We start from the raw sequence: 12,925 nt of genomic DNA on the forward strand, positions 1-12,925 counted from the left end.
CTCGGTTCTTTTATGAAATTGGTGCCCAGGAGAAGACTCGAACTTCCACGGCCGTGAGGCCACTAGCACCTGAAGCTAGCGTGTCTACCAATTTCACCACCTGGGCGATTTACTACTGTTGAAAATCAGGAGAAGATAATCCGATTTTCGAAATTGGTGCCCAGGAGAAGACTCGAACTTCCACGGCCGTAAGGCCACTAGCACCTGAAGCTAGCGTGTCTACCAATTTCACCACCTGGGCATGTCATGCGGACCTGCTATGCTGAACCGAAGTTCGTTGCAGTAGCTGTTTCCTGCTGACGGCGCGAATCTTAGATAGTCCCGGCGCACTTGTAAACCCCTGGCACGGAAAAATTATTTTTTTAAACAGGTGCATGCAGGCTTCATTTTCGGTTCAATAGGGCCCTATGACGAAAAAGACGAAATCCCCCGGTTCGACCTCTCGGTCGACCACCTCAAACGCTTCCCCCGATCTCGATTTGACCAAGGACTGGAGTCATCTCGACCCGGAAGCTCGGCGCGAAGCCGAAAAGTACGATAACCCCATTCCGAGCCGCGAACTGATCCTGCATCTGCTGGAGTCCCGTGGCGCGCCTGCGACCCGTGCGCAGCTGCAGCAGGAGTTCGGCCTGTCCGATGAAGACAGTATCGAGGCGCTGCGCCGCCGTCTGCGCGCCATGGAGCGCGACGGGCAGGTAATCTATACCCGTCGCGGCGCCTATGCCCCAGTCGACAAGCTGGATCTGATTCCCGGACGTATCCAGGGGCATCGTGATGGCTTCGGTTTCCTGATTCCCGACGACAGCAGCGGTGATATTTTTCTCGGCCCGTCGCAAATGCGCCTGGTCTTCGACGGTGATCGCGCGTTGGTGCGCATCACCGGGGTCGACCGGCGCGGGCGCAACGAAGGTGCGGTAGTCGAAGTGATCTCCCGCGCGCACGAAATTCTGGTTGGCCGGTACTACGAGGAAGACGGCATAGGCTATGTCGTCGCCGATAACGCCCGTATCAATCAGGACGTGCTGATTGCTCCCACCGCCAAGGGCGGTGTAAAGCATGGTCAATATGCCGAGGTACGCATCACCCACTGGCCGACCCCGAGTCGTCAGGCCCAGGGTGAGGTCATTGAGGTGGTGGGCGACTATATGGCGCCCGGGATGGAAATTGAAGTTGCGCTGCGCAGTTACGATATCCCCAGCGAGTGGCCCGAGGCGGTGTTGAAAGAGGCCGCTCTGCTGAAAGATCATGTGGTCGAAAAGGACAAGCAGAAGCGGGTTGATCTGCGCCATCTGCCGCTGGTCACCATTGACGGCGAAGATGCGCGTGACTTTGACGATGCGATTTACTGTGAGCCGCATAAGGCCAGCGGCTGGCGTCTGTTCTCGGGTGGCTGGAAGCTCTATGTTGCCATTGCGGATGTCTCGCACTACGTGCCGCTGGGCTCGGCGCTGGATGAAGAGGCCGAACTGCGAGGTACCTCGGTCTACTTCCCCAGTCAGGTCATTCCGATGCTGCCTGAGGAGTTGTCCAACGGGCTGTGCTCGTTGAATCCGCATGTTGATCGCCTTGCCATGGTCTGCGAAATGACCGTGTCGAAGAGCGGCGAGCTGACTGACTTCGAGTTCTACGAGGCGGTTATCCACTCGCATGCGCGCCTGACCTATAACAAGGTCTCCAGCATGCTTGAACATCCGCGCAGTCGTGAAGGCAAGGCGCTGCGTGACGAGTATTCCGAGGTGGTTGCCCATCTGGAAAACCTGTATGAGCTCTACAAGGCCCTGGCCAAGGCGCGCCAGGGGCGAGGGGCGATCGATTTCGAAACGACCGAAACGCGTATGGTGTTTGGAGATGATCGCAAGATCGTCGAGATTCTGCCGACAACGCGCAATGATGCACACAAGATTGTCGAGGAATGCATGCTGTGCGCCAACGTGGCGACTGCGCGCTTCCTTCAGGAGCTTGAGCTGCCGGGGCTGTATCGTGTGCACGACAGTCCGCAGGCGGAAAAAATCGAGCGTTTGCGCGAGTTTCTCAACTCGCTCGGCCTGAGTCTGACCCGCAAGAAGGGTGATCCGACGCCGGAAGACTATGCAGCAGTGCTCGCGCGCGTACAGGGTCGTCCCGATGCCCAGTTGATTCAAACGGTGATGCTGCGCTCGCTCAGCCAGGCGGTGTACAGCCCGGACAATGCCGGGCACTTTGGTCTCAACTACGAGGCCTATACCCATTTCACCTCGCCCATTCGTCGCTATCCGGACCTGCTGGTGCATCGCGCCATTCGCAGTGTCATCCGCTCGCGTCGTAATACCTCTCTGGTACGTCGCGCCGGCGCCGGCGTGATTCCGAAGGCGAAAATCTATCCCTATGACCATCAGCGTCTGGTCGAGCTGGGCGAGCAGTGTTCCCAGAATGAGCGGCGTGCCGACGAGGCGACTCGGGATGTGGTGAGCTGGCTCAAGTGCGAGTTCATGCAGGATCGCGTCGGTGACAGTTTTGATGGTTTGGTTACTGCGGTCACCGGCTTTGGGTTGTTCGTCGAGCTCACAGATATTTATGTAGAAGGGTTGCTGCACATTACGGCATTGCCTGCCGACTACTACGAATTTGATGCGGTGCATCACTCGCTGATCGGCGAGCGTTCCGGTCGCCGCTTCCGTTTGGGCGACTCGGTACGGGTTCAGGTGGCCAGAGTTGATCTTGATGATCGCAAGATCGACTTCGAGATGGCGGCAGATGCGCCACAGGCCCCTGTGGAACGTCAGGTATCGGCCAGTCGCGCCATGCGTGAAAAGCTGCTCGCTGATGCCCGTCGTGCCGCCGGAGAGGTGGCGCCGCGTGGCAATGCGCCGCGCAAGGGGCGCTCCGACGCCAGCACCGGCAAGCCGGGAGGGGGTTCGCGGAGCAAGACTGCTCGGCCCGCAAAGGCGCCTGCTGGTGGCAAGGCGGATGGCAAGGGTGCGGCGCCGACAAGTCGCGGCCCGCGAAAGCGCAAGGCGCGATAGGGTGAGTGCAGTTTGATGAGTGATCTTGAACGGGTGTTCGGCGTCCATGCCGTGCAGGCGCTGATTGAGCGTTACCCCAAGCGCGTCAAGCGTCTGATAATTCAGTCCGGTCGTCTGAATGAGCGTCAGCAGCGGCTTTTGTCCGAGGCGGAACAGGTCGGACTGAGTGTTGTTCGTTTGGCGGTTGATGAACTGGATGCCCAGGCAGATGGCGTTCATCAGGGCGTTCTGGCAGAAGTATCGCCCAGTCAGCTGTGGTCCGAGGAGATGCTGGGACATCTGCTGGACAGGCTCGATGGTCCGGCATTGCTGCTGGTGCTGGATGGTGTGACTGATCCGCATAATCTCGGCGCCTGCCTGCGCAGTGCGGATGCCGCCGGGGCGCACGCCGTGATTGTGCCCAAGGATCGCTCCGCGACCCTGAATCCGACGGTACGCAAGGTGGCCTGTGGCGCAGCGGAGACTGTGCCACTGGTGGCTGTAACCAACCTCAGTCGTACGCTGAGGCAGTTGCAGCAGCGCGGACTGTGGGTGGTTGGTACTGCCGGCGAAGCGGAACAACTTATTTATGATGTGGATTTCACCGTTCCGTCGGTGATTGTTATGGGTGCGGAGGGCGCGGGTATGCGTCGTCTGACCCGTGAGCACTGCGATTATCTGGCCAAGCTGCCGATGGCCGGCAGTGTCAGCAGTCTCAATGTCTCGGTCGCTACCGGCATCTGCCTGTTTGAAGCGGTACGCCAGCGCGGGGCATCGAGCTGATCCGGATGCCGACGGTGCCGAGGGCGCCGTCGGTGTAACTCAACCCTTGCAGGGTAGCTAGCCCCCACCCACACTATTGGCTTCCAGCTTCCAGCTTCCAGCTTCCAGCTTCCAGCTTCCAGCTTCCAGCTTCCAGCTTCCAGCTTCCAGCTTCCAGCTTCCAGCCAAGAATTGCGTCTTGCTGGCATTTCCCTTGCAAGCTCGGCGGCCGTTCACTATGATGTGCGCCCCAAACCCTATGTTCCACTCCTTGCCAGACTGTTTGGGCAGCTGGCTATAACCCGTAAGGAGCTTGTATGCGTCATTACGAAATCGTATTTCTGGTTCACCCGGACCAGAGCGAGCAGGTTAACGCGATGGTTGAGCGTTACACCAAGCTGATCGAAGAAGACGGCGGCAAACTGCACCGTCTGGAAGACTGGGGCCGCCGTCAACTGGCTTACCCGATCGACAAGGTTCACAAAGCTCACTACATCATGATGAATGTTGAGTGCAGCGCCAAAGCACTGGAAGAGCTGACTGAAAACTTCCGTTACAACGATGCCGTTATCCGTAACATGGTCATCCGTCGTGACGAAGCCGTTACCGAACAGTCCGACATGCTCAAGGCTGAAGAGAGTGGTCGTGGTGAGCGTCGCGAGCGTCGCGAGCGCAACGACGATAATGACTCCGGCGATAACGCTGACAGCAACGACACCGATGACAACGGTGACGACGAGTAAGTTTTTTCAGTTCCCATTCCAGAATTAAGGAGACGCTGCCATGGCACGTTTTTTCCGTCGCAGAAAGTTCTGCCGTTTCACCGCTGAAGGCGTTAAAGAGATCGATTACAAGGATCTCAACACTCTGAAGGCCTACGTTACCGAGACCGGCAAGATTGTCCCGAGCCGCATTACCGGTACCAAGGCTAAGTACCAGCGTCAGCTGGCCGTTGCTATCAAGCGCGCCCGCTACCTGGCTCTGCTGCCTTACACCGACGGCCACGGTCGTTAATTGGTAGCCAAAAGTAATTGATCAGGAAACCGAATCGGCATGCAGGGGCTGGCTGAGTTCATCATGCGCGGTCGCAGACAAGCCACACTGGTGGTGGGTTTGTCGGTCGCAGTACCCATGCTGTTCTGGTTTGGTGCGGTGGCAATGGCGTTGGTGCTGTTGCGCCGCGGGTGGTCGGAAGGCCTTCCGGTGCTGGGTTGGGCGTCCTTGCCTGCAGTTGCCTGGGCGCTGTTGGGTGATCCTACCCCGCTGATGGTGTTGTTGGGCTGTTCGGCGTTGGCGCTGTTGTTGCGCCAGCGCAGTGAGTGGTCACTGGTGGCGATGGCGACTGCGCCGCTCGGGCTGGTTTTTGCACTGGTACTGCTGGTTACCCTGCAGGGCCCGTTGCAAGAGGTGGCAGATCAGATTCGCTCTGCGCTGCCGCAGATGCTGACCGAGTTGAGCGCAGAAATCGACGAGGCTGCACTGGCCCGCCTGCAGGCACTTATGGTGCCGCTGCTGGCCGGTTTGATGGGGGCTACCCACGCAGCCATGACACTGGTGTGCCTGATTCTCGCGCGCAGCTGGCAAGCCCGGTTGTTCAACCCTGGCGGGTTTCGCGACGAGTTTCACCGTTTGCGCTTGGCTCCGTGGATGAGCATCGTTTTGGCCTTGCTGGTGTTTGTTGGCCCGCAGTTTGATGGGCTGGCAATGCTTGCACCGATTGCCACAGTGCCGCTGCTGTTTGCCGGACTGGCGCTGGTGCATGGCGTTGTCGGTATCAAGCGGCTGGGTATCGGCCCGCTGGTGGTGCTTTACGCGACGCTGATTTTTGTCTGGCAAGTGCTGTACCCCCTGATCATGTTTTTGGCGTTTATTGATAGTCTGTTTGATTTCCGTTCCCGCTTGCAGCCGGCTTCCGGTGCCAGTGGAAACGATGACTCAAACGGTCAAGGTTGAATTTAAGAGGTCATCGCAATGGAAGTTATCCTGCTCGAAAAGATCGCGAACCTGGGTAACCTGGGCGACAAAGTCGCTGTCAAGGCTGGTTACGCTCGCAATTTCCTGCTGCCTTTCGGCAAGGCTACTCCGGCTACCGCTGAAAACGTTGCCGCGTTCGAAGCACGTCGTGCCGAACTGGAAAAACTGGCTGCAGAGAAGAAGGCCGAGGCTGACGCCCGTGCCGCTCAGCTGGCTGAACTGACTGTTACCATCGCCGCCAACGCTGGCGAAGAGGGCAAACTGTTCGGTTCCATCGGTACTCGCGACATCGCCGATGCCGTTACCGCAGCTGGCGTTGCCATCGAGAAGAGCGAAGTTCGTCTGCCCGACGGCGCGCTGCGCAACGTAGGTGAGTTCGATGTCGTCGTGCAGCTGCACACTGACGTTGAAACCACCGTCAAGCTGGTTGTTGTAGCCGGCTGATAACGGGTTGCACTGGCAGTGCTCGCCCGTGGCGGGTGATTTGCCGGTGCATTCTCGTTAGACTTGTCACACGGCGCCTGTCTCCGGACAGGCGCCGTGTTGCATTTCTGTACCAGCCGTTTTGAGCGCCCTTTCATGACTGACACACTGTATAGCGAACATCCGGAACTCGATCTGCAGACCGCAGCATTGAAGGTACCGCCGCACTCCATTGAGGCCGAGCAGGCTGTGCTGGGCGGGGTCATGCTGGACAACATGGCCTGGGAACGCGTTTCAGAGCTGCTCAGCGAAAGTGATTTCTATCGGCACGATCACCGAATGATCTTCAAGGCGCTGGTGCGCCTGGCCTCGCGCAACCAGCCATTCGACGTGGTGACGCTGGCGGAAGATCTCGACAAGGAAGGTCTGATTGATCAGGTGGGCGGGCTCGCCTATCTCGGCCAACTAGCCAAAAATACCCCTTCGGTTGCCAACATCAGCGCCTACGCGCAGATTATTCGCGAGCGTTCAACGTTGCGGCAACTGATCAGTGTCAGCACCGAAATTGCCGACACCGCCTTCAATCCCAAGGGAATGCAGGCGACCGAAGTGCTCGATGAAGCCGAGCGCAAGATTTTCTCGATTGCTGAAAGCCGCCCCAAGACCGGTGGCCCAGAGGGCGTCAACAGCCTGCTGACCAAGGCCATTGACCGAATCGATACCCTGTTCAACAGTGAAGGCTCGATTACCGGCCTGTCCACCGGGTTTACCGAGCTGGACAACATGACCTCGGGCCTGCAGCCGGCTGACCTGATTATTGTCGCCGGTCGTCCGTCGATGGGCAAAACTACCTTTGCGATGAACCTGGTCGAAAATGCAGTGATGCGCAGCGATAAAGCTGTACTGGTGTTCTCCCTCGAGATGCCGGGCGAGTCGCTGATCATGCGTATGCTCTCATCGCTTGGGCGCATTGATCAGACCAAGGTGCGTTCCGGCCGTCTGGACGATGAGGATTGGCCGCGCCTGACCTCGGCGGTCAACATGCTGAATGACCGCAAGCTGTTCATTGACGACACCGCCGGCCTGTCCCCGATGGAGATGCGCACGCGCGCGCGTCGTATCGTGCGCGAGCACGGCGATCTTGGCCTGATCATGATCGACTACCTGCAGCTGATGCGCATTGGTGGGGCCAGCTCGGAAAACCGGACCAACGAGATTTCCGAAATTTCCCGCTCGCTCAAGGCGCTGGCCAAAGAGTTCAACGTACCGGTTATTGCGCTGTCGCAGCTTAACCGCTCGCTGGAGCAGCGCCCGAACAAGCGCCCGATCAACTCTGACCTGCGGGAATCCGGCGCGATCGAGCAGGACGCGGACGTGATCATGTTCGTCTACCGTGATGAGGTCTATCACCCAGATACCCAGGACAAGGGTATCGCCGAGCTGATCATCGGCAAGCAGCGTAACGGCCCCATCGGCACGGCACGGATGGCGTTTCTGGGCAAATACACCCGTTTTGAAAACCTCGCACCCGGTTCCTATTCCGGCTACGGGGAGGAGTAAGCATGGCGGTCAGCATTCCGGTCGCGAAGCACCAACTGTTCGACTACCCGCGTTACTGGGCCGAGTGCTTCGGTCCGGCGCCTTTCCTGCCGATGAGTCGGGAGGAGATGGACCTGCTCGGCTGGGACAGCTGCGACGTGATCATTGTTACCGGCGACGCCTATGTCGACCATCCGTCGTTCGGCATGGCCATTATCGGGCGGCTGCTCGAGGCGCAGGGTTACCGCGTTGGTATCATCAGCCAGCCGGACTGGCACAGCAAAGATGACTTCATGAAGCTGGGCAAGCCAAACCTGTTTTTCGGTGTGGCTGCCGGCAATATGGACTCGATGATCAACCGCTACACGGCTGACCGCAAGGTGCGCTCCGATGACGCCTATACGCCCGGTGGCAGTGGCGGCAAGCGCCCGGATCGTGCCAGCCTGGTCTACAGCCAGCGTTGCCGTGAGGCTTTCAAGGACGTGCCGGTTGTGCTCGGCGGGATTGAGGCATCGCTGCGCCGCATTGCTCACTATGACTACTGGCAGGACAAGGTTCGCCATTCGCTGTTGATCGATGCCAAGGCCGATATTCTTCTCTACGGCAATGCCGAGCGGGCGATCGTCGAGGTGGCCCATCGTCTGAGCCGCGGCGAGCCGATCCAGAGTATTACCGACGTGCGTGGCACGGCCTTTGTGCGTCGTGATACCCCCGAGGGCTGGTTCGAGCTGGATTCGACCCGCATTGATCGCCCTGGCAAGATCGACAAGATCATCAATCCCTACGTCAATACTCAGGACACAGCAGCCTGTGCTGTAGAGCAGGCCAAGGGCCCGGACCAGCAAAGTGACGATGATGTTCAGGTAGTCGAGCTGCTGCCGCATCCGCGCCTGGAGCGTGACCGCACGGTGATCCGCCTTCCCGCGTACGATAAGGTCAAAGGCGATCCGGTTCTCTATGCTCACGCCAACCGCGTGCTGCATCTGGAAACCAACCCGGGCAACGCCCGGGCTCTGGTGCAGCGCCATGGTGACCGCGACGTGTGGTTCAACCCTCCGCCAATTCCGTTGTCGACTGAAGAGATGGACTACGTGTTCGGTCTGCCGTACGCCCGTGTTCCGCATCCGGCCTATGGTGATGCACGCATTCCGGCTTACGAAATGATTCGTTTCTCGGTCAACATCATGCGTGGCTGCTTTGGTGGCTGTACCTTCTGCTCGATCACCGAGCACGAGGGGCGGATCATACAGAATCGGTCACACGACTCGATCATTCGCGAAATCGAAGAAATTCGCGACCGGGTTCCCGGCTTTACCGGGGTGATTTCGGATCTCGGCGGGCCAACGGCCAACATGTATCGCATCGCCTGCAAAAGCCCGGAAATCGAGGCTGCCTGCCGCAAGCCATCCTGCGTGTTCCCCGGTATTTGCGAGAACCTCAATACCGATCACTCGTCATTGATCTCGCTGTATCGCAAGGCTCGGGATCTGCCGGGGGTGAAGAAGATTCTGATTGCCTCCGGGCTGCGTTACGACCTGGCCGTGGAGTCGCCGGAATACGTCAAGGCGCTGGTCACCCACCACGTGGGCGGTTACCTGAAGATTGCACCGGAGCATACTGAAGAAGGGCCGCTGACCAAGATGATGAAGCCGGGCATCGGCTCCTACGATCGCTTCAAACAGATGTTCGAGAAGTTCTCGAAAGAGGCGGGCAAGGAGCAGTACCTGATCCCGTACTTCATCGCCGCGCATCCGGGCACCACCGATGAGGATATGATGAACCTGGCGCTCTGGCTCAAGCGCAACGGCTTCCGCGCTGATCAGGTGCAGGCGTTCTACCCTTCACCGATGGCGACTGCGACGGCCATGTACCACTCGGGCAAGAACCCGCTGCGCAAGGTCACCTACAAGAGCGACGGCGTGAACATCGTCAAGGGCGAGCGCCAGCGGCGCCTGCATAAGGCTTTTTTGCGCTATCACGATCCGAACAACTGGCCGATGCTGCGCGAGGCGCTGACCAATATGGGTCGCGCTGATCTGATTGGCAACGGCAAGCATCAGCTGATTCCGGCATTCCAGCCCGCAGTGGCCGGATACCAGAGCGCCCGCCGCAAGAACTCGACACCCGCCGGCAGCAAGAAGGCCGGGCGCGTGCTCACCCAGCATACCGGACTGCCGCCGCGCGAGACTGGCGCGGGCAAGGGCGCAGGGAAGGGGGCTGGCAAGCCGTCAGGCGGAAGGCGCAAGCCGGCCCGTCGCGGATAGAGGCGACGGGGCTATTGTGCTGATAGCCGTTTTCGAATGGCCGTGAGCGCATTCTCTGCCTACAGTGATTATCAGGTGGCGTCGTCAGGCGCCGCTGCAATTCACAGAGGGCTCCGTCATGCTGAACGAAATCTGGATGCGCTGGTGGGCCGACTATGCCGCCGCGTCGGCCTGTTAGAGGCGAGAACCTCAGAGCAGGGACAGGTCGCTCTCGGCCTTGAGTTCGCGCCAGTGTTGCAATTGCTCGCGTAACTGGCTCAGCTCCACCGGTTTTGCCATATGGCCGTTCATGCCGGCCTTGCGTGCCCGCTCGCGGTGCTCGGGAAGGATATGGGCGGTCAGGGCGATGATTGGAATCGGCTGGCTGCCAGTACGCTGCTCCCACTGGCGTATGCGTTCGGCAGCGGTGAAGCCATCCATTTCGGGCATTTCGCAGTCCATCAGTACCAGGTCAAAGGGCTGCTGTTGCACTGCCTCCAGCGCTCTGGCGCCGTTATCCACCGCTGTGGCAGACACCTGCAGCTTTGCCAGCATGCCGAGAATGACCTTGGTTGAAATCGCGTTGTCTTCGGCAACCAGAACCCTGAAGTGGTTTTCCTCCCGGGTCGCGACCGGCTGGTCGCGGTCACTGCTGTCCTGGGCCGGGGTACGGCGCTGTGCCCACTCGTCTATCAGAGTGGTGCGCAGGGTATAGCCGGCAACCGGTTTGCTGAGTATCCGGCGAATACCGGCATTGCGGGCAATGACCCGACTGGGTACCTGATTGATTCCGGTCAGCATGATGATCAGCAGATCGCTGTTTATGGTCGGGTCGTCCTTGATGCGGGCGGCCAGTTCAACGCCGCTCATGCCGGGCATCGACTGATCGAGCAGAATGATTTCGAACGGATTGCCCAGATTGGCCTGGCTGCGCAGCAGGGCCAGTGCCTCGCGACCGTTTGATGCGCATTGCGCGCGCATTCCCCAGGCTGCGGTCTGCTGTTGCAGGACCTTGCGGCAGGTGGCGTTGTCGTCAACGATCAGCACATTGCGGTCAGTCAGGCTGCTGCCATCCGTGTCTGCGTCAAGCCCTGCATCGATGCTGCTTGCCGGCAGGGTAAACCAGACGGTGGTGCCCTGGTCGTTGGCATACTTGATGCCGAGTTGGCCCTTCATCATGCCGATCAACTGGCGGGTGATCACCAGTGGCAACTTGCCGTCAGTATCGGACTGATCGAGGAAGCGGGTGACCTTGAAATCGCTGTTGAGCAGACTGTTGCACGCATCTTCCGGCATGCCGGCGCCGGTGTCCTGAATTGCAAAGCGCAGCTGAGGAGCGCCATCTTTCTGTTCCATTCCGACCACCAGCAGCACCTCACCCTGTTCCGTATAGTGCAGGGCGTTGGCAAGGAGGTTCATCAGGATCTGACGCAGGCGTGTAGGGTCGCCCTGAAGGGTGCGAGGTACCTCCGGGTGGACGAAGCCGATTAGTTCAATGCCCTGTCCTTCGGCGCGGGCGCGGTAGATATCGAGGCAATCGTTGACCAGCGCATGCAGATCGAACTGCACCCGTTCGAGGGTCAACTGACCGGACTCCAGCCGCGACATGTCGAGAATTTCGTTGATCAGGTTGAGCAGGTCGTTGCCGGAGCCATGGATGGTCTGCACGTAATCACGCTGTTTGGCGGACAGGGCGGTATCAAGCAGCAGTTCACTCATGCCCAGAACACCGTTCATCGGCGTCCGGATCTCGTGGCTGATACGTGCCAGAAACTCGGCCTTGGCGCGTTGCTCGGCACGCGCGGTTGCGCTGTCCTGGCGGTCGCGTGCGCGGCGACTGATGATTCCCTGCAGGCGGCGATAAAGGCTCCAGCTGTAACCCACCAGCGCACTCCAGAGCAGCAGCTCCGCCAGATAGGCCTCCGGCTGTTGCTGGCCAGCCATGGCCTCCATCAGGCCGTTACCCAGCAGCAGGCAGGTTGCACTGGTGAAGGGGACGTCCAAACGTTGCTCGCGGATGCTTACCCAGTACGCAAGCAGCAGCAGGGCCGCGGGCAGGCCGATGTGAACGGTATGGATGAGCAGACGCGAAAGCGACGGGAACACCGCGCAGCCAGCTGTCAGCAGTGCTGTTACGACCGCCGCTGCGTAAATGGCATGACGTCGATTGCTGCGGCTGTCGTTACCCAGCAGCGAGCAAGTCAGCAGGGCCAGCAGCGGATAGGCACTGAGATGAACGATTTCGCCGGGATGACCGTACAGTCGCGGCATAGCCTCGGCAATCCAGCTCAAACCGCTCAGGCTGCTGATCGACATCAGCAGGCTTGCACCGCCCAGCAGCAGGTGGAACGGGTCGCGTCCCAGCACGCCGTGCAACAGACAGTGCAGCACCAGGGCCAGCATCAGACCGACCAGTATGCCCTGGAGCGTCTGCTGCATGCTGTGGCGTGCCGAGGCTTCCTTGACATCCAGTAGCTCGATTCGGGTGCTCAGCGGGTAATCGTTCTGCAGGCGCAGAATCAGGGTGTCGCCAGCGCTGGTACTGGCCTCAAGCGGGAAAGCAAAGCCATGGAATGGCAATGGCCGGGTGTCGGCCGGCATCCGGCTGCCCGTGCGATAGAGGTGGCGGGCCTCGCCGTTTTGCAATCGATAGACCTCGATCAGCGCGATGCTGGGGTTTTCGAGGATCAGTAATCGGTTCTCGACATTGTCGAGACGGACTTCGACCCACAGCGCACCCGGTTTGCCGGGCAGGCTAAGAGGCGCGGAAGGTGCGGGTACGAAGCGGTTGGCGTAGCGGTTGGACAGGATGTCCTGCAGCAGCAACTCGCCGCTGGCGTCGACATAGGTTCGATAAGCGGGCGTGCCGCTTTGTACCTTGTCGATCCAGGTAGTGAACGTGAAGGCGATACCCAGAATCAGGGCGAGTATCAACGAGCTGATCTGCTTCACGATTGAGTCCTGTCCTTGGTTCTGGTGTCCGGTTGATACAATGCGTTGGCC

General features: G+C 59.6%; 9 protein-coding genes and 2 tRNA genes. 8 read left to right on the plus strand and 3 right to left on the minus strand.

Features of this window, described 5'->3' with window-relative positions:
• Positions 1-19: 19 nt before the first annotated feature.
• Both O5O48_RS09885 and O5O48_RS09890 read right to left on the minus strand, forming a co-directional pair.
• Positions 20-106, minus strand: a tRNA-Leu gene (locus O5O48_RS09885).
• 48 nt (positions 107-154) lie between these two features.
• Positions 155-241, minus strand: a tRNA-Leu gene (locus tag O5O48_RS09890).
• Positions 242-479: 238 nt separating this feature from the next.
• Between O5O48_RS09890 and rnr the strand changes: the two genes are divergently transcribed.
• From rnr to O5O48_RS09930, 8 genes are all read left to right on the plus strand, one after another.
• Positions 480-3,002, plus strand: a complete 2,523-nt coding sequence (rnr, locus tag O5O48_RS09895) for a ribonuclease R (protein WP_269686898.1) — start codon at positions 480-482, stop codon at positions 3,000-3,002.
• A gap of 15 nt (positions 3,003-3,017) precedes the next feature.
• Positions 3,018-3,764: a 23S rRNA (guanosine(2251)-2'-O)-methyltransferase RlmB gene (gene rlmB, locus O5O48_RS09900; RefSeq protein WP_269686899.1), complete on the plus strand. Its 747-nt coding sequence runs from the start codon at positions 3,018-3,020 to the stop codon at positions 3,762-3,764.
• 296 nt (positions 3,765-4,060) lie between these two features.
• On the plus strand, positions 4,061-4,486 hold the full coding sequence (gene rpsF / locus O5O48_RS09905; RefSeq protein ID WP_088273449.1) for a 30S ribosomal protein S6: 426 nt from the start codon (positions 4,061-4,063) through the stop codon (positions 4,484-4,486).
• A 40-nt stretch (positions 4,487-4,526) separates the two neighbouring features.
• On the plus strand, positions 4,527-4,757 hold the full coding sequence (rpsR, locus tag O5O48_RS09910; RefSeq protein WP_083723771.1) for a 30S ribosomal protein S18: 231 nt from the start codon (positions 4,527-4,529) through the stop codon (positions 4,755-4,757).
• A 39-nt stretch (positions 4,758-4,796) separates the two neighbouring features.
• Positions 4,797-5,696, plus strand: a complete 900-nt coding sequence (locus tag O5O48_RS09915) for a hypothetical protein (RefSeq protein ID WP_269686900.1) — start codon at positions 4,797-4,799, stop codon at positions 5,694-5,696.
• A gap of 18 nt (positions 5,697-5,714) precedes the next feature.
• On the plus strand, positions 5,715-6,161 hold the full coding sequence (gene rplI, locus O5O48_RS09920; protein ID WP_088273451.1) for a 50S ribosomal protein L9: 447 nt from the start codon (positions 5,715-5,717) through the stop codon (positions 6,159-6,161).
• A gap of 135 nt (positions 6,162-6,296) precedes the next feature.
• Positions 6,297-7,700 carry a replicative DNA helicase gene (gene dnaB, locus O5O48_RS09925; RefSeq protein WP_088273910.1) on the plus strand — a complete coding sequence of 468 codons (1,404 nt, stop codon included), beginning with the start codon at positions 6,297-6,299 and terminating at the stop codon, positions 7,698-7,700.
• Positions 7,701-7,702: 2 nt separating this feature from the next.
• The gene (locus tag O5O48_RS09930; RefSeq protein ID WP_332367343.1) at positions 7,703-9,943 is read left to right on the plus strand and encodes a YgiQ family radical SAM protein; all 2,241 of its coding nucleotides are present in this window, start codon (positions 7,703-7,705) and stop codon (positions 9,941-9,943) included.
• 189 nt (positions 9,944-10,132) lie between these two features.
• On the opposite strand, the gene O5O48_RS09935 is transcribed toward O5O48_RS09930, so the two are convergent.
• On the minus strand, positions 10,133-12,874 hold the full coding sequence (locus O5O48_RS09935; RefSeq protein WP_269686901.1) for a response regulator: 2,742 nt from the start codon (positions 12,872-12,874) through the stop codon (positions 10,133-10,135).
• Positions 12,875-12,925: the final 51 nt, after the last annotated feature.

Origin of the sequence: Halopseudomonas sp. MFKK-1 (assembly GCF_027474385.1) — a bacterium.
In the GTDB taxonomy this organism is placed as follows: domain Bacteria; phylum Pseudomonadota; class Gammaproteobacteria; order Pseudomonadales; family Pseudomonadaceae; genus Halopseudomonas; species Halopseudomonas aestusnigri.